Origin of the sequence: Enterobacter cloacae complex sp. BZL2005, from assembly GCF_049238885.1 — a bacterium.
Taxonomy (GTDB): Bacteria; Pseudomonadota; Gammaproteobacteria; order Enterobacterales; family Enterobacteriaceae; genus Enterobacter; species Enterobacter roggenkampii.
This window is the reverse complement of record NZ_JBMKGI010000001.1, coordinates 719,091-744,924: the sequence shown is the minus strand read 5'-3', so window position 1 is coordinate 744,924 and position 25,834 is coordinate 719,091. Positions and strand designations below refer to the sequence as shown.

28 protein-coding genes are annotated in these 25,834 nt (G+C 54.3%); 6 read left to right on the top strand and 22 right to left on the bottom strand.

The window, feature by feature from the left end; genetic code table 11:
* Positions 1–30: 30 nt before the first annotated feature.
* Positions 31–441, bottom strand: a complete 411-nt coding sequence (gene rnk, locus ACOTXI_RS03785) for a nucleoside diphosphate kinase regulator (protein WP_021242588.1) — start codon at positions 439–441, stop codon at positions 31–33.
* Positions 442–687: 246 nt separating this feature from the next.
* Between rnk and ACOTXI_RS03780 the strand changes: the two genes are divergently transcribed.
* Positions 688–1,305, top strand: a complete 618-nt coding sequence (locus tag ACOTXI_RS03780; RefSeq protein ID WP_008501022.1) for a flavin reductase family protein — start codon at positions 688–690, stop codon at positions 1,303–1,305.
* Here the strand turns inward: ACOTXI_RS03780 and rna are convergent.
* Both rna and dcuC read right to left on the bottom strand, forming a co-directional pair.
* Positions 1,299–2,108 (bottom strand): ribonuclease I, encoded by an 810-nt coding sequence (gene rna / locus ACOTXI_RS03775; RefSeq protein WP_058653558.1) that lies wholly within the window; start codon positions 2,106–2,108, stop codon positions 1,299–1,301. The two genes, ACOTXI_RS03780 and rna, sit on opposite strands and share 7 nt — an antisense overlap.
* Before the next feature lie 94 nt (positions 2,109–2,202).
* Positions 2,203–3,570 (bottom strand): anaerobic C4-dicarboxylate transporter DcuC, encoded by a 1,368-nt coding sequence (gene dcuC, locus ACOTXI_RS03770; RefSeq protein ID WP_021242585.1) that lies wholly within the window; start codon positions 3,568–3,570, stop codon positions 2,203–2,205.
* A gap of 394 nt (positions 3,571–3,964) precedes the next feature.
* On the opposite strand from dcuC, the gene pagP reads away from it, so the two are divergent.
* Positions 3,965–4,582, top strand: a complete 618-nt coding sequence (gene pagP / locus ACOTXI_RS03765) for a lipid IV(A) palmitoyltransferase PagP (protein ID WP_008501026.1) — start codon at positions 3,965–3,967, stop codon at positions 4,580–4,582.
* A 190-nt stretch (positions 4,583–4,772) separates the two neighbouring features.
* Positions 4,773–4,982, top strand: a complete 210-nt coding sequence (gene cspE, locus ACOTXI_RS03760) for a transcription antiterminator/RNA stability regulator CspE (RefSeq protein WP_002439184.1) — start codon at positions 4,773–4,775, stop codon at positions 4,980–4,982.
* Between the two features lie 219 nt (positions 4,983–5,201).
* Here cspE and crcB read toward each other — a convergent pair whose 3' ends face one another.
* Positions 5,202–5,585: a fluoride efflux transporter CrcB gene (gene crcB, locus ACOTXI_RS03755; protein ID WP_008501029.1), complete on the bottom strand. Its 384-nt coding sequence runs from the start codon at positions 5,583–5,585 to the stop codon at positions 5,202–5,204.
* Positions 5,586–5,652: 67 nt separating this feature from the next.
* Here crcB and ACOTXI_RS03750 point away from each other — a divergent pair, with 67 nt between their 5' ends.
* Both ACOTXI_RS03750 and tatE read left to right on the top strand, forming a co-directional pair.
* Positions 5,653–6,441 carry a deaminated glutathione amidase gene (locus ACOTXI_RS03750; protein ID WP_021242583.1) on the top strand — a complete coding sequence of 263 codons (789 nt, stop codon included), beginning with the start codon at positions 5,653–5,655 and terminating at the stop codon, positions 6,439–6,441.
* 125 nt (positions 6,442–6,566) lie between these two features.
* A complete protein-coding gene (gene tatE, locus ACOTXI_RS03745) occupies positions 6,567–6,770 on the top strand; it encodes a twin-arginine translocase subunit TatE (protein WP_008501031.1) in 204 nt (67 codons plus the stop codon).
* Between the two features lie 82 nt (positions 6,771–6,852).
* Here the strand turns inward: tatE and lipA are convergent, their stop codons facing one another.
* From lipA to leuS, 14 genes are all read right to left on the bottom strand, one after another.
* Complete coding sequence (lipA, locus tag ACOTXI_RS03740; RefSeq protein ID WP_008501032.1) at positions 6,853–7,818, bottom strand: lipoyl synthase; 966 nt, start codon at positions 7,816–7,818, stop codon at positions 6,853–6,855.
* Positions 7,819–8,025: 207 nt separating this feature from the next.
* Positions 8,026–8,979, bottom strand: coding sequence for a YbeF family transcriptional regulator (locus tag ACOTXI_RS03735; protein WP_058653556.1), 954 nt, complete (start codon positions 8,977–8,979; stop codon positions 8,026–8,028).
* Positions 8,980–9,270: 291 nt separating this feature from the next.
* Positions 9,271–9,912 (bottom strand): lipoyl(octanoyl) transferase LipB, encoded by a 642-nt coding sequence (gene lipB / locus ACOTXI_RS03730; protein ID WP_058653554.1) that lies wholly within the window; start codon positions 9,910–9,912, stop codon positions 9,271–9,273.
* Positions 9,913–10,006: 94 nt separating this feature from the next.
* Positions 10,007–10,270 (bottom strand): DUF493 family protein YbeD, encoded by a 264-nt coding sequence (gene ybeD, locus ACOTXI_RS03725; RefSeq protein WP_003858718.1) that lies wholly within the window; start codon positions 10,268–10,270, stop codon positions 10,007–10,009.
* 106 nt (positions 10,271–10,376) lie between these two features.
* Positions 10,377–11,588: a D-alanyl-D-alanine carboxypeptidase DacA gene (dacA, locus tag ACOTXI_RS03720; RefSeq protein WP_008501035.1), complete on the bottom strand. Its 1,212-nt coding sequence runs from the start codon at positions 11,586–11,588 to the stop codon at positions 10,377–10,379.
* 139 nt (positions 11,589–11,727) lie between these two features.
* Entirely contained in the window at positions 11,728–12,840 is a 1,113-nt protein-coding gene (gene rlpA / locus ACOTXI_RS03715) for an endolytic peptidoglycan transglycosylase RlpA (protein ID WP_021242581.1), read from the bottom strand.
* Between the two features lie 16 nt (positions 12,841–12,856).
* On the bottom strand, positions 12,857–13,969 hold the full coding sequence (gene mrdB / locus ACOTXI_RS03710; RefSeq protein WP_008501037.1) for a peptidoglycan glycosyltransferase MrdB: 1,113 nt from the start codon (positions 13,967–13,969) through the stop codon (positions 12,857–12,859).
* Positions 13,970–13,971: 2 nt separating this feature from the next.
* A complete protein-coding gene (gene mrdA / locus ACOTXI_RS03705) occupies positions 13,972–15,873 on the bottom strand; it encodes a peptidoglycan DD-transpeptidase MrdA (RefSeq protein WP_023293034.1) in 1,902 nt (633 codons plus the stop codon).
* A 28-nt stretch (positions 15,874–15,901) separates the two neighbouring features.
* The gene (gene rlmH, locus ACOTXI_RS03700; RefSeq protein ID WP_058653552.1) at positions 15,902–16,369 is read right to left on the bottom strand and encodes a 23S rRNA (pseudouridine(1915)-N(3))-methyltransferase RlmH; all 468 of its coding nucleotides are present in this window, start codon (positions 16,367–16,369) and stop codon (positions 15,902–15,904) included.
* 3 nt (positions 16,370–16,372) lie between these two features.
* On the bottom strand, positions 16,373–16,690 hold the full coding sequence (rsfS, locus tag ACOTXI_RS03695) for a ribosome silencing factor (protein WP_003858696.1): 318 nt from the start codon (positions 16,688–16,690) through the stop codon (positions 16,373–16,375).
* Positions 16,691–16,959: 269 nt separating this feature from the next.
* Entirely contained in the window at positions 16,960–17,625 is a 666-nt protein-coding gene (gene nadD / locus ACOTXI_RS03690; protein ID WP_025912714.1) for a nicotinate-nucleotide adenylyltransferase, read from the bottom strand.
* Positions 17,618–18,649 (bottom strand): DNA polymerase III subunit delta, encoded by a 1,032-nt coding sequence (holA, locus tag ACOTXI_RS03685; protein ID WP_039024429.1) that lies wholly within the window; start codon positions 18,647–18,649, stop codon positions 17,618–17,620. Before holA ends, nadD begins: the two co-directional genes overlap by 8 nt.
* Entirely contained in the window at positions 18,649–19,218 is a 570-nt protein-coding gene (gene lptE, locus ACOTXI_RS03680) for an LPS assembly lipoprotein LptE (protein WP_103786706.1), read from the bottom strand. Before lptE ends, holA begins: the two co-directional genes overlap by 1 nt.
* Positions 19,219–19,232: 14 nt before the next feature.
* On the bottom strand, positions 19,233–21,815 hold the full coding sequence (leuS, locus tag ACOTXI_RS03675; protein ID WP_058653551.1) for a leucine--tRNA ligase: 2,583 nt from the start codon (positions 21,813–21,815) through the stop codon (positions 19,233–19,235).
* A 214-nt stretch (positions 21,816–22,029) separates the two neighbouring features.
* On the opposite strand from leuS, the gene ACOTXI_RS03670 reads away from it, so the two are divergent.
* Positions 22,030–22,512, top strand: coding sequence for a zinc ribbon-containing protein (locus tag ACOTXI_RS03670; RefSeq protein WP_023617134.1), 483 nt, complete (start codon positions 22,030–22,032; stop codon positions 22,510–22,512).
* Positions 22,513–22,576: 64 nt separating this feature from the next.
* Here the strand turns inward: ACOTXI_RS03670 and rihA are convergent, their stop codons facing one another.
* The 4 genes from rihA to gltJ form a co-directional block, all read right to left on the bottom strand.
* A complete protein-coding gene (rihA, locus tag ACOTXI_RS03665) occupies positions 22,577–23,515 on the bottom strand; it encodes a pyrimidine-specific ribonucleoside hydrolase RihA (protein WP_058653549.1) in 939 nt (312 codons plus the stop codon).
* Positions 23,516–23,635: 120 nt separating this feature from the next.
* Positions 23,636–24,361, bottom strand: coding sequence for an amino acid ABC transporter ATP-binding protein (locus ACOTXI_RS03660; RefSeq protein WP_014883001.1), 726 nt, complete (start codon positions 24,359–24,361; stop codon positions 23,636–23,638).
* Positions 24,358–25,035, bottom strand: coding sequence for a glutamate/aspartate ABC transporter permease GltK (gltK, locus tag ACOTXI_RS03655; RefSeq protein WP_058653547.1), 678 nt, complete (start codon positions 25,033–25,035; stop codon positions 24,358–24,360). The genes ACOTXI_RS03660 and gltK overlap by 4 nt, the downstream gene beginning before the upstream one ends.
* Positions 25,035–25,775: a glutamate/aspartate ABC transporter permease GltJ gene (gene gltJ, locus ACOTXI_RS03650; protein WP_058653545.1), complete on the bottom strand. Its 741-nt coding sequence runs from the start codon at positions 25,773–25,775 to the stop codon at positions 25,035–25,037. The genes gltK and gltJ overlap by 1 nt, the downstream gene beginning before the upstream one ends.
* Positions 25,776–25,834: the final 59 nt, after the last annotated feature.

Below are 25,834 nucleotides of genomic sequence, written 5' to 3'. Positions count from 1 at the left end.
CAAAGCGGGTAGGCGCTTATTCAGAAGAGATTAACGCAGGTAATCGCCCGCGGCTTCTGGCTGGTAGAGCAGCTCCAGCACTTCCAGATGGGTCGAGGCGCCACCCGGTAATTCCCAGTGGATCGTATCCCCCGTACGCAGCCCCAGCAGTGCGGCACCCACAGGGGCCAGAACAGAAAGCTGTGTGCTGCTGTCGGTCATCTGAGCCGGGTATACCAGCGTACGGGTCAACTCTTCACCGGTGGTCAGGTTGCGGAATTTCACCTGGCTGTTCATGGTGACCACGTCATGCGGTATCGTCTCAGGCGTGCACATCTGTGCCCGGTCGAGCTCCTCATTCAGGGCGTCGGCCACGGGGAGCGAGGCAAATTCCGCTTTTTCCAGCAGCCTGTCGATACGTTCTGCGTCGAGCTCATTGATGATAATGGTAGGTCTGGACATTTTTTACTCCATGTCGTTAATGCTGCGTCTAACGCAGAAACTGATCCAAAAGAAAACCCTCGCCGTCTGGCAGCGAGGGTTTAACTCTCCCGATGATACTGGCTGAGCGCGCAAGTTTGAAGTGATGAAAGTCACATTCATGGGCCATATGAATTTTCGCTGAAATTTATTCAGTCTTCATTCCTGACGGAATACGTTACGCTGAGTGTCCTGAACCCGGGCGTTGCCCATCAACGAGAGAGAATTATGTACTTCTATCAACCGTCTCAGGGGCACGGCCTGCCGCATGACCCGCTGAACGCCATTATTGGTCCACGTCCGATAGGCTGGATCTCCTCTTGCGACAAGGCCGGTCAGCTGAACCTTGCACCGTACAGTTTCTTCAACTGCTTTAACTACCGCCCGCCGATCATCGGCTTTTCCAGCAACGGCTGGAAGGACAGCGTGCGTAATATTACGGAAACCGGGGAGTTTGTCTGGAACCTGGCAACGCGCGATCTCGCACAGGCGATGAATCAAACCTCCGCGATGCTTCCCCACGATCGGGATGAATTTAGCTTTGCCGGACTCACGCCAGCGGCCAGCCAGCTGGTTAACGCCCCCCGCGTTGCAGAAAGCCCGGTGAATTTTGAATGTCGACTGTCCCAGTGCATTCAGCTTACCGGAGCCGACGGTACGCCGGTGGACACGTGGCTGGTGCTGGGGGAAGTGGTCGGTATCCATATTGCCGAAACGCTGCTGGAAGAGGGGATATACCAGACGGCGAAAGCGCAGCCCATCCTGCGTGCGGGTGGGCCGACGGCATACTATGGCATCAGCGATGAAAACCGGTTTGATATGGTGCGCCCGGGCGCGGATCAGTAACCGGCTTTATCAATCACGAATTGTTTTCCGCAGTTACCCGGATGTGGCTGCGGGGCAAATGAGGCCGCAGAAAGCGGGTTGTTAATGGCGTCAGCCTTCAGCGAAATCTGCATCTCGGTCAGATAAGCCGGATTGCCGTTGCAGGTCAGCTTGAACGCTCTGACGTTCTCCTTGCCCCAGCTTTTGGCTACGGCACTGTCAAAGTCGCTGCGATTGACGGGTTTTCCGTAGTTATTGGCAAGGAATTTACCGACCGCACTGTTTTTAACTTCCTGATTCATCCGCACCATCGTGCCGAAATAGGCATCCGGATCGAAACCAAAGCAGACGCCATGTTTGGCGTATTCGTAGCGTTCCAGGCAGGAATTACCGCCCGCACCCGGCATCACGTCGTTGAGCTTAGCGGCAGCGGAAAGCGACAGTCCGGTTTCGGCGGCATCGCATTTGCGGCTGGCCTTCACTTCCGGCATGTTCGGAATGGGGCGCGTGGCGCAGCCAAAACGCATCCAGCGACGTTCATCCACCCCGCGTGCGGCAACGGATTTCGGCAGGCCGGGCCATAGCCCGTGAACGGTCAGAAAATCAGCTTTATTTTCGCGCTCTTTTTGCAGGCGACATTCGTCAGGTTCATTGCGGTTGCGCTCGACCATGCTCTGGCAAAACCCGGTTTGCCAGGACAGAGCCAGCACATAGCGATCGAAATCGCCATACTGGGTTGCCTTGAGCGGTTCTGCCTGCGTGGAGAAAACACAGAGGGCAAGCGCGATTGCCCCAGACGGGATAACGATATCCTTCCTGAACATATGATTTCCTGATCGAATGAGCGTGATTGATTTCTGGGGGTTATTAAAGCACAAAAAGCGCCCGCAGGCGCTTTCTGGATATCAGGAATTTAGCTTAGGCTGCGCCGGGCACCAGCACTTCCGTGGCGATAATCACGATAATCAGCCCAACCATAACGGGCACTGAGGTGCGTTTTACCACTTCAAATGGCGAGATTTTCGCCATCCCGGCAACGGCGACGACCACGCCCGATACCGGGGAAATGGTACGGCCCAGGTTTGACGCCTGCAGCATGGGAATGGAGAGATAGGCCGGGTTAATACCGGAGGAGTGGGCCAGTTTCGGGATCATCTCCACGAAAGCGTAGAAAGGCGCATTGCCGGAACCGGTGGTCATGGCCGCCAGCATGGTGAGTACCACCAGGACCAGCATCAGGATAATACTGGCCGAGCCGAACGAGGTGGCGATAGAGATCAGGCTCTGGATAAAGCCGATGGTGCTCAGACCCTGAGCAAAAACGCCCGCTGCCACCAGCAGCATCACCACGCCAGCGAAGGCATCCGCCATACCGCGATAGGCGACTTCCAGACCCGAGAACACCTTTTGCGTGTTGAAACCGCGCACAAACTCCAGCACGGCAGCCAGCAGCATGCAGATCACCAGAATGGTGATGATGTGCAGCTGCGGGCCCCATTTGCCGTCAAAAATCAGCACTCCGATAATCGGCGTGAAGGGCAGAATGGCATAAAACGCGGGTGCGGTGGTGGTGATCTCACTCACATCCATCATCTCGTGGCTGATGTTTTCTTTCTTATCCAGATAGCGCTGCCAGAAGAAATGCGCGATTCCCATTCCCACAATGGCGACAATAGAGATTGGCAGCGTGGTTTTAAAGGCGAAGTCGATGAGCGACATCTCCGCAGCCTTTGCCGCCAGCACAACGTCGCCGGAGGTCGGGGAGAGAATAATGGCTGCCGGAGACGCGCAAATGGCTGCTGCCGCGCCGCGGCTGATACCGACGTTCACCATGACCGGGAACAGCGTGGCCATGAGCAGTACGCCAAGTCCGGTTGCCGACGACACGGCCAGCGACATCAGGCAGGCGAGGAAATAGGCGGCGACCATCAGCAGATAGGGTGAGTTGATGTATTGCAGCGGTTTTGAGGCAAGCTTAACGACCATGTCGTTGGCACCGATATGGGTCATGTAGGCGGCAAAACCGCACAGCATCATGATCATCATACCCAGGTCGCCGCCGCGGCTCATGAGTAATATCTTAATGTATTCAACAATATCAGTGGCGGTGTAACCCGTACTGGTTGCACTGGCAGGTAATACCTGATGTCCCATTATGGCGCTGATAATCAGCAGCGTTAAACCGCCAACAAATAATACGCCCGTGGCCGAATAGCCTTTAATGATGTAGCGTGCGACACCGACAATGACGACGACCCCAATAAGGAGTTCGAATAACGTAAGCATGATTTCCCCTGTATCTCTGCTGCAATGGAGCACAAAAAATCAATAAAAATAAGAAGGATGAAAATGTGCCGAATAAATGGCCTGTTCTTGCTGATTAAAATCAATAAACAGACGACTAGAGAGCAGAACAACCGTGTTTTTGCCATGGCTCTTACATTTACGCCATGAGAGTCTTGACCGCCAGAAATAGCGCAATATGTCCTTACAATGATAACAGATTGTTAATATTTTGTGTAATTCAGCATGTTGCTGATATACAAGGCTAAACAGGTTAAAGGCTCACTCTGAATGTGCTTATTCAGACTTGCGGTCCAGTTTATTGAGAATATTCCCGGAAAAAGGCCGAATAATTAGGAATAACGCTGATGTCGTTAAGCCTTGATTCAACTACTTTATGGTAAACTTTGCCTCGAATACTAAGAATGGTAATTGCATTGTGATCGTACGTAATACATTTTTCTCAATTTTATTGTTTATTTTTGGGCAGTTAACGTTTTCTTCTGTTGCACAGGCAGAGGACAACGCGACGGATAAAGGGTGGTTCTCAACCTTTACGGATAATGTCTCTCAGACCTGGACGGCGCCCGAACATTATGATCTCTATGTTCCGGCAATAACGTGGCATGCGCGTTTTGCTTATGACAAAGAGAAAACCGATAAATATAACGAGCGTCCGTGGGGCGCTGGTTTCGGTCAGTCGCGCTGGGATGATAAGGGAAACTGGCATGGCATCTATCTGATGGCCTTTAAAGACTCCTTTAATAAATGGGAGCCGATTGGGGGCTACGGCTGGGAGAAAACCTGGCGCCCGCTAGCCGACGAGAACTTCCATGTCGGGTTGGGCTATACCGCGGGGGTCACCGCACGTGACAACTGGAACTACATTCCGATCCCGGTGCTGCTGCCGTTGGCCTCTATCGGTTACGGCCCCGCAACGTTCCAGATGACCTACATCCCGGGCACGTACAACAACGGTAACGTTTACTTCGCCTGGATGCGTTTTCAGTTTTAACTGAAAAAACTTTACCTGTTGGTGATAAAACGCGCAGCCGTTGATTCATAAACGATAAAAATCTGCCAGTGAAAATTAACGCGACTTTAGTCACTTTTTATCAAAGATCCGCTGGACAAAAGGTCTCACAATTGATGTACTGGTAACCGACACAGCATTTGTGTCGTTTTTTAATGTAAAGGTAATTTTGATGTCTAAGATTAAAGGTAACGTTAAGTGGTTTAATGAGTCCAAAGGATTCGGTTTCATTACTCCTGAAGATGGCAGCAAAGACGTGTTCGTACACTTCTCTGCAATCCAGTCTAATGGTTTCAAAACTCTGGCTGAAGGTCAGCGTGTAGAGTTCGAAATCACTAACGGTGCCAAAGGCCCTTCTGCTGCTAACGTAATCGCTCTGTAATCCAGACGCGTCAGCAAGAATTTCAAAACCCGCTCACTGAGCGGGTTTTTTTCGTTTTGAATCAGCCAAGCAGATACATTTTCAGGAAGCTGACCACGATCAGCACGCTTAACAACACCATGCCTGCGCTCATCAGACTCTGTTTCATTCTGTCACCCTCGTTCAGTACTGCAGCCAGAGTGACAGAGAAAAATTAAGCCAACATTAACGGTTCGGCTGTTAATGCGCGCTTGCGGAAGAAAATAGCCAAAATGCGATCCCCGTCATCGCAAAGGAGCCGAGCATATTGATCGCCATATTCATCAGCGCCCAGCCGATACGGCCTTCCTGAAAGAGAAAAACCGTTTCCGCAGAAAAGGTTGAGAAGGTGGTTAACCCGCCGCAGAATCCGGTGGTAATCAGGACTTTCCACATTGGGTCAATGTGTGTCATTCGGTTAAACCAGGCCAGCCCCATGCCAATGATAAAGGCACCTATCAGGTTTGCAGCCAGCGTCCCCATGGGAATCGCCTGATGCAGGGGGTTAAACCGCATACTGAGAAACCATCGCGCAACGCTACCCGTTCCCCCACCAATAAAAACGGCTAAAAGTAGTTGTAACACGCTAAATACCTGCTATTTGATGTGTAAGAGAAGCGAGTTTAACGCCGTTTATGATGAGGGGACAAATATGTATGTTGCGGTAGGGCAATTTGCGGTCACGCCTGACTGGCAGGCTAACGCGATAAAATGCGTCAATCTGATGATGCAGGCCCAACAGAAAGGCGCGTCGCTGCTTGTGCTTCCTGAGGCGCTGCTGGCCAGGGATGATAATGACCCGGATTTATCCGTGAAGTCCGCGCAGCCGCTGGACGGTGAATTTTTACAGCAATTGCTCGCCCAGAGCGTGGGCAATACGATGACGACGATCTTAACAATCCATGTTCCCTCTACGCCGGGTCGGGCGGTGAATACGCTGGTGGCGATTCGCGGCGGAGCCATAGTCGCACGTTACGCCAAGCTTCATCTTTATGATGCCTTCAGCATTCAGGAATCACGGCGCGTCGACCCAGGAGACCGTGTTCCGCCGCTGCTGGAGATTGACGGATTAAAGGTTGGGCTGATGACCTGCTATGACCTGCGTTTTCCGGAGCTGGCACTCCATCTGGCGCTACAGGGGGCGGACGTGCTGGTTCTGCCTGCCGCGTGGGTTAAAGGGCCGTTAAAAGAACATCACTGGGCAACGCTGCTGGCGGCACGCGCGCTGGATACCACCTGCTATGTCGTTGCTGCAGGAGAATGCGGAACGAAGAACATCGGGCAAAGCAGGGTAGTCGATCCGCTGGGTGTGACGATCGCCGCGGCTGCGGAAGCCCCGGATTTGCTGGTGGCGGAGATAAACATAGACAGAATTGCGCTTGCACGTCAGCAATTACCCGTTCTTCGCAATCGTCGGTTTGCGCCACCGCAATTATTGTGATGTTTTTTTCAACAATGCTTGATTCACCTTGTTACAGATTGCTATTGTGTGCACGCGCTAAATGACCGTTAATACAGTCAGGTTTTGGCGCTGAATGCAGCCTGTTTTAAGTAAAGAAGGTATCTATGGGTGAGATTAGTATTACCAAACTGCTGGTGGTTGCCGCACTGGTCGTCCTGCTGTTTGGTACCAAGAAGTTACGCACGCTGGGTGGTGACCTGGGGGCTGCCATCAAAGGCTTTAAGAAAGCAATGAACGACGATGATACAGCCGCGAAGAAAAGCGCTGAGGATGACGTCCCGGCAGACAAGCTTTCTCACAAAGAGTGACGGCAACGCCTGAGGGCTTGCGAAAAAAAAACCGGCTCATGAGGCCGGTTTTTTTGTATTACTGTAAATGAATATTACAGCATTATTTAACTTCTTCGCCTTTTGCCTGCATATCTGCATGGTAGGAGGAGCGAACAAACGGGCCGCATGCGGCGTGAGTAAAGCCCATCGCCAGCGCTTCGGCTTTCATTTCATCAAACTCGTCCGGGCTCACGTAGCGCTGTACCGGCAGGTGGTGACGGCTTGGCTGCAGATACTGGCCCAGAGTCAGCATGGTTACACCGTGGCGGCGAAGATCGCGCATCACCTCGATGATTTCATCGTTAGTTTCACCCAGACCTACCATCAGACCTGACTTGGTCGGAATATGCGGATGCGCTTCTTTGAAGCGTTCCAGCAGTTTCAGAGACCAGTTATAGTCAGCGCCCGGGCGGACCTGACGATAGAGACGCGGTACGTTTTCCAGGTTGTGGTTAAACACATCTGGCGGCGTCGCGGTCAGGATATCCAGCGCGCGGTCCATACGGCCGCGGAAGTCTGGCACCAGCGTCTCGATTTTGATGTTTGGGCTTTTCTCGCGAATGGCCGTAATACAGTCAGCGAAGTGCTGCGCTCCGCCGTCGCGCAGATCGTCACGGTCAACGGACGTGATAACCACGTAACGCAGCGCCATGTCGGCGATGGTCTGCGCCAGCTTCTGGGGTTCGTTAGCATCAGGTGCGACCGGACGGCCATGAGCAACATCGCAGAACGGGCAGCGGCGGGTACAGATAGCACCCAGAATCATAAACGTCGCGGTACCGTGATTGAAACATTCAGCAAGGTTCGGACAAGAGGCTTCTTCACAAACGGAGTGAAGGCCATTCTTGCGCATCGCCGCTTTGATCCCCTGGATACGCGAAGAGTCGGCCGGAAGTTTGATTTTCATCCATTCCGGTTTTCTTAACAGCGCCTCGCGCTCTGTAGCCACGTTTTTAACCGGGATAAGGGCCATTTTATCGGCATCGCGGTATTTAACACCGCGTTCCATCACAATGGGTTTACTCATAGCGTGCGTGTTCCAGTTGCGAATATCGAAGGAAAGCGTTTCAATTCAAGGGAATGTTGTATTTATCAACTATTTTTGAACGAACGACAGGCAGTATATCATTGAAACGGTCGTTAAAGCAGCCTGCCAGATCGCCAATTTGTAAAATAGTTGTTGTTTTGTGCCTTTTGCCCTGCCTGTCGCAGGGGCTTATGCTGGCTCAACCTGTCAGAAGGCCTGACGGATAATGCGGATGACGTTTTCCAGAACCGGATCGCGCAAGCTCAGCTTGTTGTAATGCAGTGAAATTTCAATAGATTCCGCATTAAGCTGGCTGAGGGGGATACTGTCCAGCGGCCAGCATTTCCGGAGCAGGCTGTACAGGCGCAATGGCATGATGCACAGCATATCGCTGCTGCCTATCAGGGATGCGGTGGTGAACATATTGTAACTGCTGAAGCTGATCTGACGTTCCGGGAAAATTTCATCAATACGCTGACGAAGGCCATGGTTGGACTGCCCTTCGGTCATGAAAGACGAGTGGTCGTAGTTGCGCAGGTTTTCGATGGTCAGCGGCTCGCTGAGGGCAGGATGCTGCTGACGGCAAACCAGCACCAGGTTATCCGCATAGAGCACATTTTGCCCCAGCGCTCTGGCACTGAAGCTGCCGCTTTCAATAATCAGGTCCGTCTGGAACTGGGCAAGCTGAACGTCAGGTTCATGGAGAGGCACATTGCGAAGCAGGAGCTGCGGAGCATGCTCTTTTACGGCCTGGAAGATCGCAGGCATGACCAGCACACCCACCGAAGGAGAACAGCCGATGGTGATGGTTCTCTGCTTATCATAGCTCCCGGTTAAATCCAGTGCGCCCAGAATCGACTCCAGCCCCTGGCTGATGTACTCATGAAGATGCGTGGCGTAGGCCGTCGGCGTTACCCCCTGGCCCTTACGGATAAATAACGGGTCAGGAAATATAGCGCGTAGCTTTTGGATGGACTGGCTAATTGCTGATGGCGTGAGATTAAGAATTTTCGCAGCGTTAACGATACCCTTATGGACATATACTGCCTCAAAAATAGTCAGTAAATTGAGATCAATATTACGTAAAGTCCGAAAAATTTGCGGCTTGTCTTCGCCACCAGGTTCATTCAGTCGTTTGGCTGGTAAATTATTATACTCCACGCTTTCACTCCGTATACATTCACAATATGAATGATAGTTGAATTTATTTATTATGCTTGTAGAGATTCGTAAAGTGTTGGTTTTGTTTCATTTGTTTATCAAAAGCAAACACTTGTGTGATAATTGCTCACGTTACTTATGCCGTGTTTGCCGTGCATGCTGGAGGCTAAATAATATGTAGCGGTAATATTCGGGCGCTTCGAAAATATAGAATCTATGGATTATTGTAAAGTGCAAAAACGGTAAATAGACAGTGGCCCGTCAAATTAGCGAGCCCTGTTGTACGATATATTAAGCAGGGGTATATTCGTGCGGGGGATTGTTAAGTAGTGCTAACACGTTCTTTAACAGCACGGGACGAATCGTGTCTGGCGTAGCGGTTTCTACCCACTGGCGCATTTGCGTCATTTCCATGCCGGCGTAGCCGCAGGGGTTTATGCGCTGGAAAGGCGCGAGATCCATATTAATATTCAAGGCCAGGCCATGGAATGAGCAGCCTTTACGAATACGCAGCCCCAGAGAGCAGATCTTCATTTCCCCAACGTAGACCCCAGGCGCATCGGCCCGCGGATGCGCGTCAATCCCGTATTCCGCCAGCGTATTGACGACTGTCTGTTCCAGTAAGGTAACCAGTTCACGCACGCCGAGCTTTCTGCGCTTCAGATTGAGCAGGACGTACATTACCTGCTGCCCGGGACCATGGTACGTGACCTGACCGCCGCGATCGCTCTGGATAACCGGAATATCGCCCGTCATTAATAAATGTTCTGCTTTTCCCGCCTGACCCTGCGTAAAGACCGGCAGGTGTTCGACCAGCCAGATCTCATCGGGGGTAGTGTCATCGCGTGAATCGGTGAAGTCATGCATAGCCTGGGAGACAGGCTCGTAAGGTTGCAGCCCGAGGTGACGGACCAGAATTTTATCCTGATACAAAACTGCGTCTCCGAAGACGAGGGACAAAAGGTATGCGGGAGTATATCACAGCGGGGAGAGGGGTTACCCGGCAAACCGGGTAACCGCAAAGGGACTACAGCACCATACGAACGATTTCGATATTGCCGAGCTCTTCGTACAGCGTCTCAACCTGCTCAATGTGTGTCGCAGTGATGGTAATAGAAACCGAGTGGTAGTTGCCCTTGCTGCTTGGTTTTACTGACGGAGAGTAGTCACCCGGCGCATGGCGCTGTACCACTTCAACCACCTGATCAACCAGCTCAGGTTTCGCCAGACCCATTACTTTGTAGGTAAATGGGGTAGGGAATTCAAGCAGTTCGTTAAGTTTGGTTTTCATGTCAGCTCCGGCGTAACGTCAAAAAATAATAACTCCCACGTCAGGTGGGAGTTATCAGGATACTTAGTATATGGGGATCAAAATCACACTTTCAAGTGTTCGATTTTTAACCAAACCAGTGGTGGAACATCAATTTAATATAATCAATGATTTTGCCGAAGAAATTGCCTTCAGGAATTTCTTGCAGGACCACCAGCGGGCGCTGATCGATCGTTTTGCCATCCAGCTGGAAGTTGATTGTGCCCACGACCTGATTTTTCTGCAGCGGGGCGTGCAGCTCGGTGCTGTTCAGGACGTAGCTGGCTTTCAGATCCTTCATACGACCGCGCGGAATGGTCAGGTAGAGGTCTTTATCAACGCCGAGAGAAGCACGGTCGTTGTCGCCGAACCAGACCGGTTCAGACGCAAACTCTTTGCCTGCTTTCAGTGGATTCACGGTTTCGAAGAAACGGAAGCCCCAGGTCAGCAGCTTCTTGCTTTCTGTTTCACGGCCTTTAAAGGTGCGGCCACCCATCACGGCAGAGATCAGACGCATCTGGCCTTCAGTGGCGGAGGCGACCAGGTTGTAGCCCGCTTTGTCGGTGTGACCGGTTTTGATGCCGTCAACGTTCAGGCTGTTATCCCACAGCAGGCCGTTACGGTTGGTCTGACGGATACCGTTGAAGGTGAACTCTTTCTCTTTATAGATAGAGTACTCATTAGGAACATCGCGGATCAGCGCCTGACCAATCAACGCCATGTCACGTGCCGAGCTGTACTGACCGTCTGCGTCCAGGCCGTGTACGGTCTGGAAATGGCTGTTTTTCAGACCCAGCGCGTTCACGTAGCTGTTCATCAGGCCTACGAAGGCATCCTGACTACCGGCGGCGAAATCGGCCATCGCTACGCAGGCATCGTTACCCGACTGCAGGTTGATACCGCGAATCAGCTGGGAAACAGGAACCTGCATACCCGGTTTCAGGAACATCAGAGAGGAGCCCTTAAAGACCGGGTTCCCGGTTGCCCACGCATCGTTACCGATGGTGACCAGATCCGTTTCTTTGAATTTACCTGCCTTCATCGCCTGGCCGATAACGTAGCTGGTCATCATTTTGGTCAGGCTGGCCGGGTCACGGCGGGCATCGGCATTCTGTTCTGCCAGCACTTTGCCAGAGTTGTAATCGATCAGGATGTAGGATTCCGCGTCGATTTGCGGAACGCCAGGGATCATGGTCTTGATATTCAGGTCATCGGCGTGAGCTGCAGAGAGCGCAGCCGCGCAAAGGGCCGTGGTCAGCGCCATGCGCTGCACAAAACGAGCAGAAAAAGTGGTCTTCATGGTCAGAACTACGACATCCGTGATGGAATTAAAAAAAGTGCCTTACTATAGCAAATGCTATTCAGGCAGGCATCCGACTTTAAGCATGAGTTTGTGAATGTGTTTTACACAAACTGACAATTCGGATACCGCCGGTTAATTATTTCGCAACAGCGATAAATGACTGAAGCTGAGCTTCATTCTGCAGACGCTGCTGCAGGGAAGCTGCCTGCGATTTGCTGCCAAACGGACCCATCTGAATGCGCCAGACCGCACCGTTCTGCTCAACGCGTCCTGGTACGCCAAACTGCTGGCTCAGGCGCTGCTGATACTGTTTAGCCCGGGCCTGATCGCTCACAGCACCGACCTGAACCACATAGCTGCCGCTGGCCGCTGTTGGAGCCGCCACCGCGGCACTTTGCGTGGCCGCGGGCGCCGTTACGGGAGCCGACTGGGTCGCTGGTGCAGCAACGGGAGCGGGGGCTGGGGTAGGTTCACTGCCTTCCAGCACGCCCGAGGCTAAGGTCGTCGGTGCGCCAAGAAAGCCGCTGCTCTTTACCGGTGCGCCCGTTGAATCGTCGCTTTGCAGCGTGTCGTTGCTGATTGGGCGTATTTCTCCCCCCGGCTGAGCAGGCTCGGCCGGAGAAGAGACGCTGCCCATTCCCCCGTCAAGATTTGGGCGGTCGGGAAGGGCATAAGTCTGTTTCGCCACCGTCGTACACGCGGTACCCGGCCCGGAGAGGGAGCCATCCTGCGCCACGATAATCGGGTCAATACGGACTTTGGTGTTGTTCGAGGTATTCAGGCGATCGGCAGATGCGCGCGACAGGGAGATCACCCGGTCATTTCCGTACGGGCCGCGGTCGTTGATACGCACGACGATCATGCGGCCGTTTGCCAGGTTGGTGATACGAGCATAGCTCGGGATCGGCAGCGTCGGATGTGCCGCCGTCAGCTGCATGGGGTCGAACGTCTCTCCGGAGGCCGTCAGGTTACTGCCTGGCTCGGCATCATAAATGGCGGCAAAGCCCGCCTGGCTGAAACGGGAAGGATCCTGAACAATTTTATAGCTTTTGCCGTCGCGCTCGTAATCCTGATTGGCACTGGCATTCAGCGGTTCATAAACGGGATCGGCACCGCTGATTTCTACGATCGGGCCATTACACACCGCAGGCTGCGGCGGCGCGACGGTTGCCTGTTGCTGACCATCATCACTAGTACAGGCCGCAAGTAAACTTGCCGCAATGCAGATCCCCAGCCACTGCTTACGCATTCCGATCCCCTTATTTTTATACGCTTTTTGACAACATTTTTCTGTGGGTATGGATCGACATCACGATACCAAACCCGGCCATCAACACGATCAGTGCCGAGCCTCCGTAACTCACCAGCGGCAGCGGTACGCCTACCACCGGCAGAATACCACTCACCATACCAATATTTACGAAGACATAAACGAATAAAATCAGCATCAACCCGCCAGCCATGACGCGACCAAAGGTCGTTTGCGCGCGTGCTGCAATCCACAATCCCCGCATGATCAGCAGAACGTATAGGGCCAGGAGTATTAAGATGCCCACCAGCCCCAGCTCTTCCGCCAGGACGGCAAAGATAAAGTCGGTGTGGCGTTCCGGTAAAAATTCCAGCTGCGACTGCGTGCCGTGCAGCCAGCCTTTACCGCGCAGGCCGCCGGAGCCAATCGCAATCTTGGACTGAATAATATGATAGCCCGCGCCCAGCGGATCGGTTTCCGGATCGAGCAGCATCATGACGCGCTGGCGCTGGTAATCGTGCATCAGGAAGAACCAGAGAATAGGGATGAACGCCGCAATCAGCACTACCGCGATACCAATCAGGCGCCAGCTCAGGCCCGACAGGAACAGGACAAACAGGCCGGAGAGGGCGATGAGGATAGAGGTACCCAGGTCAGGCTGTGCCGCAACCAGCAGCGTTGGCAGGAAAATCAGCACCAGCGCGATAGCGGTATTCTTCAGCGACGGCGGGCAGACGTCGCGGTTGATAAAGCGTGCCACCATTAAGGGCACGGCGATTTTGGCAATTTCCGAAGGCTGAAAGCGGACAATGCCCAAATCCAGCCAGCGTTGCGCCCCTTTTGAAATGGCCCCAAAGGCATCGACCGCAACCAGCAAAATAATACAGAAGATGTAGAGGTAGGGCGCCCAGCCTTCGTAGACGCGCGGCGGGATCTGCGCCATCACCACCATAATGATCAGGCCCATGGCGATCTGGCCGATTTTGCGCTCCATCATCCCGATGTCCTGGCCGCTGGCGCTCCAGATAACCAGCGCGCTGTAAACCAGCAGAGCCAGCAGGATCAGCAGCATGGCTGGGTCGATGTGGATTTTGTCCCACAGCGATTTTTTATTTGGATTATCCGTCATGATTATTGGTCCTCCGCCGCAGCGGCGGCCGGGTTTTCAGCCGGCAGTTCGGTGTTGTTATCACCCAGCATAATGTGGTCAAGGATCTGGCGCATGATGGTCCCTACTGCAGGCCCGGCACCGCCGTTCTCCAGAATCATCGCCACCGCGACCTGCGGGTTGTCATATGGGGCAAACGCCGTCATCAGCTTGTGGTCACGCAGACGTTCGGCAATGCGGTGCGCGTTATAGGTTTCGTTGGCTTTCAGACCAAAGACCTGCGCAGTACCGGACTTCGCCGCCACTTTGTACGGCGTACCGGCGAAATACTTGTGGGCGGTACCGTTGGGGCGGTTTGCCACGCCGTACATACCGTCTTTCGCGATTTCCCAGAAGCCGGAATGAATGTCACCCACCGGCGCTTCGTGCGGCTGGTTCCACGGCACTTTTTTGCCGTCTTCAACCGTACTCTGCAGCAGGTGAGGCACTTTCACCACGCCGTCATTGATGAGGATCATCATGGCTTTGTTCATCTGAAGCGGCGTTGCCGTCCAGTAACCCTGACCGATACCCACCGGAATGGTGTCGCCCTGATACCACGGTTTTTTAAAGCGCTTCAGCTTCCATTCGCGCGTCGGCATGTTGCCGGAGCGTTCTTCCGCCAGGTCAACGCCGGTGTAGTGTCCGTAGCCGAATTTGCTCATCCATTCTGACAGGCGGTCGATCCCCATGTCATACGCCACCTGATAGAAGAAGGTATCCGCAGACTCCTCCAGCGATTTGGTGACGTTCAGATGACCGTGGCCCCATTTTTTCCAGTCGCGATAGCGCTTTTCTGAACCGGGCAGCTGCCACCAGCCTGGGTCAAACAGGCTGGTATTGCGGTTGATGACGCCAGCACTCAGTGCAGAGACCGCCACGTACGGTTTAACCGTGGATGCCGGCGGGTAAACCCCTTGCGTCGCGCGGTTCACCAGCGGCGTGTTGGGGTCATTCAGCAGACCGGAGTAGTCTTTACTGGAAATGCCGTCAACAAACAGGTTCGGGTCATAGCTTGGCATAGACACCATCGCCAGGATGCCGCCGGTGCGGGGATCGGTGACCACAACGGCTGCGCGGCTGCCCGCCAGCAGGGTTTCAATATACTGCTGTAGCTTAAGGTCGAGGGTCAGATAGACGTCGTGCCCCGCCTGAGGCGGCACTTCTTTAAGCTGGCGAATCACGCGGCCACGGTTGTTAACCTCAACCTCTTCATAGCCGGTTTGCCCGTGCAGGACATCTTCGTAGTAGCGTTCAATACCGAGCTTACCGATGTCGTGCGTTGCGGCGTAGTTCGCCAGCTTGCCGTCTTTATCGAGGCGGTCGACGTCTTTGTCGTTAATCTTGGAGACGTAGCCAATCACATGCGTCAGCGCGGAGCCGTAGGGGTAGTAGCGACGCTTGTACCCCTTTACTTCCACGCCGGGGAAACGGTACTGGTTTACCGCAAAGCGGGCCACCTGGACTTCCGTCAGGTTGGTTTTAACCGGGATGGAGGTGAAACGGTGAGAGCGGGCGCGCTCTTTTTTGAAGGCGGCGATATCGTCGTCGTTAAGGTCGACAACGCTTTTCAGCGCTTCCAGCGTATCCTGAACATTATCGACTTTTTCCGGCATCATCTCGATTTGATAGATGGTGCGGTTTAACGCCAGCGGGGTGCCGTTGCGATCGTAAATAATGCCGCGGCTGGGCGCGATAGGCACCAGCTTGATACGGTTTTCGTTGGAACGCGTCTGGTAGTCGGTAAAACGGACAATTTGCAGATTATAAAGGTTGGCGATCAGCACGCCGGTAAGCAGCAAAATCCCGGTGAAGGCGACCAGCGCCCGGCGCACAAACAGCGCGGACTCAGCCGTATAGTCGCGAAAAGAATTCTGTAGTTTCATCCGCTGCTTAATCTACCCTGGTCAGTCATTACTCGCGGTGATAGGGGTGGTTGGTAGTAATGCTCCACGCGCGATACAGGCTTTCTGCCACCAGTACCCGAACGAGCGGGTGGGGAAGCGTCAGCGCGGAGAGGGACCAACTTTGTTCTGCTGCCGCTTTGCAGGCAGGGGATAACCCTTCGGGCCCGCCAATCAACAGACTGACGTCACGGCCATCCTGCTTCCAGCGCTCCAGTTCGTGCGCCAGCTGCGGCGTATCCCAGGGTTTTCCTGGAATATCGAGGGTGACGATGCGGTTTTTGCCAGCGGCAGCCAGCATCAGTTCGCCCTCTTTATCGAGAATACGTTTGATATCGGCGTTCTTGCCGCGCTTACCGGCGGGGATTTCCACCAGTTCGAACGGTATGTCTTTTGGAAAACGACGCAGATATTCAGTAAAACCGGTTTGTACCCAGTCCGGCATTTTGGTGCCGACGGCGACCAGCTGCAACTTCACGCATTAACCCCAGAGTTTTTCCAGCTCATACAGGCGACGGCTCTCTTCCTGCATGACGTGGACAATCACATCGCCGAGATCGACAACCACCCAGTCAGCCGTCGCTTCACCTTCAACGCCGAGCGGCAACAGCCCTGCAGCACGTGATTCCTGTACCACGTGATCGGCAATTGAAACAACATGACGTGTGGACGTACCGGTGCAGATGATCATGCAGTCGGTAATACTGGATTTACCCTTAACGTCGATAGCGATGATGTCCTGACCTTTCAGGTCATCAATTTTGTCAATAACAAAATCCTGGAGTGCTTTACCCTGCAAGTTTTCCCCCTGGGGTGAATGAGATTGTAAAACGTTGAATTCGTAGCCAGACAGTATACCTGAACTCATGCCTGTGTCGGGACAAAAGTCTCCGGTCGGGCTTTTGAAGGCGGGTATCATCCCACCCTCTGCCTGAGATTGCATCGCCATTTTTGTAAAACAATTTCTGTAAAGCAATCATCGGCGGGAAAGTCTGGCAGCGGAGAATAACAGTATGGCTTACCCTGTCAAGGCAGGATAAACAATAAGCCGCTTTTTATGCCCTCCGGCTATTCATCTGCGCTTTTCTGATACAAACCATGCGTATGGATATAGGCCAGCACCGGTGCGGGGAGCAGATCGTCACACGCTAAACCCTGCTGTAAGCGCTCGCGAATGAGGGTTGCAGAGATATCGAACCACGGCGTTTCCGCCAGATAAATCTTCCCGGCAGGCTGATTGTGGAGATCTTCAACATTGGCGGTGAGATGATCTTCCAGCCACTGCTGGTACTGCGCTTCGCGCATGGTCAGCGGATAGCCAGGACGGCGGCAGACGAGCAGGTGGCTGTTCTCCAGGATGGTTTCATATTTATGCCATGTGGGGAAGTTCAGCAGGGAGTCCTGTCCGATGATAAAAGCCAGCGGCTGGTCTGGACCCTGTTCTGCGCGCCACTCCTGAAGCGTCTGCGAGGTCCAGGAGGGCGTATCGCGACGCAGCTCACGCTCGTCAAGCCGGAAGAGCGGCTTATCTGCGATGGCCAGGGCAAGCATCTCTTTTCGCTGCTCGCTGGTCGCCTCGGGCTGTGGACGGTGGGGCGGGACATTATTGGGCATGATGGTAACGCGCTGAAGGCCGATCAGATTCGCCAGAATTTCAACCGGCTTCAGATGCCCGTAGTGTACCGGGTCGAAGGTGCCGCCATACAGGGCCTGTAAAGAGTGCATACTATCCATCAATAAAAACGTCTGCCAGCGCCTTGTGGCAGAGCAGCAGGGAAAGGCTTTCCAGCTCTGCCCAGACCGACTGGCCGTAATCTTGTTTTAACGTGAGTTCGGCGCGCATCAGAAGCTGTACCGCCTGGCGAAGCTGTTCATGACTCAGACGGTTGATGGCCTCGGAAGTCAAAGCCCGGCGATTTTGCCACACCCGGTGTTTATCAAACAGCGAACGCAAAGGCGTATGGGCAGACTGACGCTTGAGCGTAATCAGCAGCAGCAGTTCGCGCTGCAGCGTACGCAGCAGAATGACCGGTTCGCTCCCTTCGAGGCGCAGCTGCTGCAAAATATGCAGGGCACGCTTACTTTTTGCCGACAGCAGTGCGTCCACCCAGTGGAACGGCGTGAAGTGCGCCGCGTCGTTAACGGCCTGCTCGACGCGCGGCAAGGTCAGCTTGCCGTCCGGCCAGAGCAGGGAGAGTCTGTCCAGCGCCTGCGCCAGGGCCAGCAGGTTACCTTCATAGCAGTAGCAGAGCAGCTGGTTCGCCGCATCATCCAGCTGAAGGTTGTGCTGCTTCGCTCTCGCGGCGACCCATTTAGGCAGATGCGCCTGCTCAGGCGTCTGACAGGTGACCAGCACCGCGTGGGGCGCGAGTTGGGTAAACCATGCCGCGTTTTCCTGCGCTTTGGTCAGCTTGTTGCCACGCACAATCAGGATCAGATCGCTGTGTAAGAGGCTGACCAGCGTAGCAAGCTGCTCGTTCATCGCCGCGTTAGGCCCGTTTTCCGGCAGCAGGATCTGAATCGTCTGGCGCGATGCGAACAGGCTCATCGCCTGACAGAGCGAGAAGAGGGCGTTCCAGTCGGTATTGTTATCCAGCTGGACGGTATGGTGTTCATCAAAGCCCTGCGCGGCGGCGGCATGCCGCACGGCATCCAGGCTTTCCTGAAGTAATAACGGATCGTTTCCAAGAAGCAGATACGCCGCGCGCAGCCCTTCATTGAGCTGCGCGCGGAGTTGTTCAGGATACAGCCTGATCATCATTTACCCAGAGAGTTAGCAGCAGGAAGCGTGCCATCAACCGGTTTATCAACAATGTCAGATCCTTGTTTGGTTGACGCTGCAATACTTGGCAGTTTACGGATCAGCTGTTCCGCCGCCTTGTCATACATTTCGTTGATGATAATCTGCTGTTCGGCATCTTTTGCCAGCGCCGTCTGCGGGTTATCGAAGAACGAACGGTACACTTTCGTGCTGATCGGATAGATGTCTTTACCCGGGATCAGAACTGCCGCGTTGACCATCAACACCATTTGATACTCTGCGGTACGGCCATCCTGGAAGATAGACGCAGTGTCTCTCGACAGACCACTTCCTGTCACACGCAGAGACGGTACATCCTGACGCAGCGTCTGTTTCTCAACAAGCTCAACGCCGTTCAGACGCAGCTGATTGCGAATTGCCCGGCTGAGTGGACCGTTCGGATCTCCGGAATCAAAAATCATGGTTTTCATCTGAGCAGGCACCGCCGTGGTATTGCGCAGGTGCCAGCCGCAGCCAGCGGTGACAAGCACCGCCAGAGATAAGAGTATTGTTGCCAGTTGTCGCACGTTTCCTCCCGCGCTTAGCCAACGACCAGATTCAGCAGTTTACCAGGTACGTAGATCACTTTACGTACGGTAACGCCCTCAAGATATTTAGCGACCAGTGGTTCCTGGCCCGCGCGCTCGCGAACCTGTTCTTCGGTTGCATCGACCGCCACGGTAATTTTACCGCGGACTTTACCGTTCACCTGGACCACGACCAGCGTGGTGTTTTCCACCATCGCGGCTTCGTCAGCCTGCGGCCACGGCGCGTTGTCGATATCGCCTTCGCCTTTCAGCTCCTGCCACAGGGTAAAGCTAACGTGCGGCGTGAACGGGTTCAGCATGCGAACGACGGCCAGCAGCGCTTCACGCATTAAGGCACGATCCTGCTCGCCGTCCTGCGGGGCTTTCGCCAGCTTGTTCATCAGTTCCATAATAGCCGCAATTGCGGTATTGAAGGTCTGACGACGACCAATATCATCGGTCACTTTCGCAATGGTTTTATGAACGTCACGACGCAGCGCCTGCTGATCTTCAGTCAGGGCAGCAGCGTTCAGCGCCGGGGCATCGCCCAGTGAGGTGTGCTCGTAAACCAGCTTCCAGACGCGTTTCAGGAAGCGGTTTGCGCCTTCCACGCCAGACTCCTGCCATTCCAGCGTCATGTCTGCCGGAGAGGCAAACATCATGAACAGACGCACGGTATCCGCACCATAACGCTCAACCATCACCTGCGGGTCGATACCGTTGTTTTTCGACTTGGACATTTTGCTCATGCCGGTGTAGACCAGCTCGTGACCTTCCGCGTCTTTCGCCTTCACGATACGGCCCTTCTCGTCGCGCTCAACGATCGCGTCAACCGGAGATACCCAGTTACGCTCGCCGTTTGCCCCGACGTAATAGAAGGCATCCGCCAGCACCATGCCCTGGCACAGCAGCTGTTTTGCAGGTTCGTCAGAGTTCACCATGCCCGCATCGCGCATCAGCTTGTGGAAGAAGCGGAAGTAGAGCAGGTGCATGATGGCGTGTTCGATACCACCGATGTAGATATCTACCGGCAGCCAGTAGTTCGCTGCTTTGGAATCCAGCATGCCGTCCTGATACTGCGGACAGGTGTAGCGAGCATAGTACCAGGATGACTCCATAAAGGTGTCAAAGGTGTCGGTTTCGCGCAGCGCGGGCTGACCGTTGACGGTGGTTTTTGCCCACTCAGGATCGGCTTTGATCGGGCTGGTGATACCGTCCATGGCCACGTCTTCCGGCAGGATCACCGGCAGCTGATCTTCCGGCGTTGGCATTACGGTGCCATCTTCCAGCGTCACCATTGGAATTGGCGCACCCCAGTAACGCTGACGGGAAACGCCCCAGTCGCGCAGACGGAAGTTAACTTTACGCTCGCCCACGCCAAGGGAGGCCAGCTTGTCGGCGATAGCGTTGAAGCCCTCTTCGAAGCTCAGACCGTTAAACTCGCCGGAGTTGAACAAGGTCCCTTTTTCGGTCAGCGCTTGTTCGGACAGGTCTGGTTCAGAACCGTCAGCCGTCAGAATAACAGGCTTGATGGTCAGGCCATATTTAGTGGCAAATTCATAGTCGCGCTGGTCGTGACCTGGAACGGCCATCACGGCACCTGTGCCGTATTCCATCAGTACGAAGTTGGCGGCCCAGACAGGGATCGCTTCGCCCGTCAGCGGGTGAATGGCTTTAAAGCCGGTATCAATCCCTTTTTTCTCCATCGTTGCCATATCGGCTTCGGCCACTTTCGTGTTGCGGCACTCGTCGATGAAGGTAGCCAGTTCCGGATTGTTTTCTGCCGCTTTCTGCGCCAGCGGGTGACCTGCGGCCACGGCCAGGTAGGTCGCGCCCATGAAGGTGTCCGGACGGGTGGTGTAGACGGTCAGGGTCTGGTCGTAGTTCTCAACGTTGAAGGTAATTTCCACGCCTTCAGAACGGCCGATCCAGTTGCGCTGCATGGTCTTAACGGTATCTGGCCAGTGGTCCAGATTATCCAGATCGTTCAGCAGCTCATCAGCGTAAGCGGTGATTTTAATAAACCACTGCGGGATCTCTTTACGCTCTACTTTAGTATCACAGCGCCAGCAGCAGCCATCGATAACCTGTTCGTTCGCGAGAACGGTCTGGTCATTCGGGCACCAGTTAACGGCAGAGGTCTTCTTGTACACCAGGCCTTTTTTGTACAGCTCGGTGAAGAATTTCTGTTCCCAGCGGTAGTATTCCGGGGTACAGGTTGCCAGCTCGCGGTTCCAGTCATAGCCAAAGCCCAGCATTTTGAGCTGGTTTTTCATGTACGCGATGTTGTCGTACGTCCACGGTGCCGGCGCCGTATTGTTTTTGACCGCCGCGCCTTCCGCAGGCAGACCGAACGCATCCCAACCGATGGGTTGCAGAACGTTTTTGCCCAGCATGCGCTGGTAGCGCGCAATCACATCACCGATGGTGTAGTTACGCACGTGGCCCATGTGTAGTCGACCAGAAGGATAGGGAAGCATCGACAGGCAGTAATACTTCTCTTTGCTCTCGTCTTCGGTTACTTCAAAGGTGCGCTTCTCGTCCCAGTGTTGCTGGACTTTTGATTCTATCTCTTCCGGGCGGTATTGCTCTTGCATGGCAGCCAGTGGTCCTGTGTTCAATACAGCTACAAATGTAGCCAATGGATGTGGTAATTCAGATCCGCATAGCATAGCCCAAACGCCCGCGTCAAAACAGCCTTTCGCACAAATGCGCTTTGCAGGAATTTACCGGGTCTGTGCTTCACCTGACAAAGCGGCGCTGAAATAAGGTCTATTATTAGAAATAGTTACTGACCCGGGAGGCAAAATGATGAACAAGGTTGCTCAATTTTACCGCGAACTGGTGGCGACACTGACGGAACGGCTGCGTAACGGCGAGCGTGATATCGACGCGCTGGTGGAGCAGGCGCGTGCCCGCGTGTCGCAAACGGGTGAGTTAACGCGAACCGAAGTGGAAGAGGTGACCCGCGCCGTGCGTCGCGATCTGGAAGAGTTCGCGCGCAGCTACCAGGAAAGCCAGGAGGAGGTCACGGACAGCGTTTTCATGCGGGTGATCAAAGAGAGCCTGTGGCAGGAGCTGGCCGATATCACCGATAAAACGCAGCTGGAGTGGCGTGAAGTCTTTCAGGATTTAAACCACCACGGTGTGTACCACAGCGGTGAAGTGGTCGGGCTGGGAAATCTGGTGTGCGAGAATTGCCACCATCATATTGCGGTGTATACGCCGGAGGTCCTGTCGCTGTGTCCGAAATGCGGCCACGATCAGTTCCAGCGTCGGCCGTTTGAGCCCTAGGTAAAAGCGCAGGTTTGCGCCCTCTCCCCGTGGGAGAGGGCCGGGGTGAGGGCATCAGGCCGCACTACGCACTATAGTAAGCCAGTCTCTCCGCCAGGAAATCCACAAACGCCTCACGGTCAATATCCACCATCACCGTGGTATTCGGTTTATTCCCCGTCAGCGAGTAGTAGTCCACCACCGTCATCCCCTGGGTGTATTTCCCCTGCGTTTCGACGCCAACCCACCTGTGGACGGTGGTAAACATCTCCGGTTTTAACAGCCAGGCAATGGTGCACGGATCGTGCAGCGGCGCACCGTGGAATCCCCATTTCTCGGCTTTGTGATACTCCATAAAGAAGTCGAGCAGCTCAGCCACGGTTGTCGCGACCGGATTACTAACGGAACGGAAGCGCTCAATGTCGTCTGCCATAATCTGTGCGCGATGCGTCACATCCAGCCCTGCCATCACAACTGGCAGGCCCGACTGGAAGACGATTTCCGCTGCTTCCGGGTCGACAAAAATGTTGAACTCTGCGGAAGGCGTCCAGTTTCCCAGGCCCATAGCCCCGCCCATGATGACGATACGAGCGATTTTGCTGTGCAGTTCAGGATGGCTGTTCAGCAGCAGCGCGACGTTGGTTTGCGGTCCCGTTGCCACCAGGGTGACGGGTTCCGCGCTCTCGCGCAGCACCTTTGCCATCAGCTCCACGGCGGTGCAGCTTTGCGGCGTGAAGCCAGGTTCCGGCAGCGCCGGACCGTCCAGCCCGCTTTCGCCATGCACGTTATCCGCAATAATTAATTCACGCATCAGGGGCTTGAGGGCGCCGCCGGCGACAGGAATATCCGTGCGCTTGAGCAGCGTCAGCATGCGCAAAACGTTACGCAGGGTTTTATCCGGCGTCTGGTTTCCGGCAGAAGAGGTGACGGCTTTGACGTCGAGCTCGGGGGAGGCAAGTGCAAGGACGAGCGCGATCGCGTCATCATGACCCGGGTCGCAATCGAAAATTATAGGTTGTGCCATAGCGTTCTCCATTCATAGCGTTATTTTGTGACAAGGTTAACGCTGCAATGGGGCACCGACGAGAAGAAGTGAGCGAAAGCGTGAGGCAGTGCGCAATCCGCAGATTGCGCACTGAGAAGGTTAGTGCAGGATTTTGGCGAGGAAATCTTTCGCACGTTCGGATTTCGGGTTGGCGAAGAACTCCTCTTTCGGGGAATCTTCGACAATTTTCCCTTCATCCATGAAGATCACGCGGTTGGCCACCTTGCGGGCAAAGCCCATTTCGTGGGTCACCACCATCATGGTCATCCCTTCGTGCGCCAGCTCGACCATCACGTCCAGCACTTCGTTGATCATCTCCGGATCGAGCGCCGACGTGGGCTCGTCAAATAGCATGGCAACCGGATCCATGCACAGCGCACGGGCGATCGCCACACGCTGCTGCTGGCCGCCAGAAAGTTGCGCCGGGAACTTATCGGCATGCGCAGAGAGGCCAACGCGTTCCAGGAGCTTCAGGCCTTTCTCGCGCGACGCTTTTTTATCACGCTTGAGCACTTTCACCTGGGCCAGGGTCAGGTTCTCAATAATGGAGAGGTGAGGGAACAGCTCAAAATGCTGGAACACCATGCCAACGTGAGAGCGAAGCTGAGCAAGATTGGTTTTCTTGTCGTTGACTTTGGTGCCGTTGACGACGATCTCACCCTGCTGGACCGGCTCCAGTCCGTTAACGGTTTTGATCAGCGTCGATTTACCGGAACCGGACGGTCCGCACACCACTACCACGTCGCCTTTTTTCACTTCGGTGGAGCAGTCGGTCAGCACCTGAAAGTGCCCATACCATTTAGAAACATTTTTCAGGGAAATCATTGTACCGTCCTTTTCTTCAGCCAGCTGACAAACAGCGACGCGCTTAAACTAATCACAAAATAGACCGCTCCCGCAAAGAGCACCATCTCAACCTGCGTACCATCACGCTCACCGATGGTGGACGCGGTACGGAAGAAGTCTGCCAGGCTCAGCACGTAGACCAGGGACGTATCCTGGAACAGCACAATTCCTTGGGTCAGCAGGAGCGGAACCATGGCGCGAAACGCCTGCGGCAGAATAATGAGCTGCATGGACTGCCAGTGCGTCATCCCCAGCGCCAGCGCGGCGCTGGATTGCCCGCGGGAGATACTCTGAATGCCTGCACGGATAATCTCAGAGTAGTAAGCGGCCTCAAACATTGAGAACGCTACCATCGCCGAGATCAGACGGATATCGGTTTTCGGCGACAGACCCAGCACGTTTTGCAGGAAGCCGGGCACAATCAGGTAAAACCACAGCAGCACCATTACCAGCGGGATGGAACGGAACACGTTAACGTAGGCGGTCGCAAACCAGGCGAGCGGCTTAAAGCTCGACAGGCGCATGACGGCCAGCAGGGTGCCCCAGACGATACCGACGATAATGGCAATGACGGTGATTTTTAAGGTAATCATCAGTCCATCAAGCAGGTAAGGCATGGATGGAACGATAGAACTCCAGTCAAATTCGTACATTATTTGCCCCCCATGTTGCCCGGCAGGCGAATTTTGCGTTCAACCAGGTTCATCACCAGCATGATGAAAGCGTTAATCAGAACGTAGGCGAGCGTGATCGCGGTGAAGGATTCCCACGCGTGAGCGGAGTAATCCAGCAGCTTGCCCGCCTGCGCGGCCATATCGACCAGACCGATGGTCGAGGCGATGGCCGAGTTTTTCACCAGGTTCATCATCTCGGAGGTCATTGGTGGAACGATGACGCGGTAGGCGTTAGGCAGCAGCACGTAGCGGTAGGTTTGTGGCAGGGTTAACCCCATCGCCAGACCCGCATTTTTTTGTCCGCGGGGTAATGACTGAATGGCGGCACGCACCTGCTCGCAAACGCGCGCAGCGGTAAACAGCCCCAGACACATCATGGAGGAGACAAAGAACTGCACATTCGGATCCAGTTCCGACTTGAACCACATGCCAATATTTTCCGGCAGCAGTTCCGGGATAACCAGATACCAGGTAAAGAATTGCACGATCAGCGGAACGTTACGGAACAGTTCCACGTACAGGGTGCCGAGTATTGAAAGAAAACGGTTAGGGACGGTGCGCAGAATACCGAACAGAGAACCGACAAGAAACGCGATGATCCACGCCGTTATCGATAATGCCACGGTGACCTGAAAGCCGCTCCACAGCCAGCCAAGATAGGTGGTGTTGCCGAACGGGGCTTGTTGCAGGAATATGCCCCAGTTCCAGTCGATTGACATAATAAACTCCAGAAAAAAAAGGGTAGCAGCGCTACCCTCGAAGATTGGTGAGAAGCTCA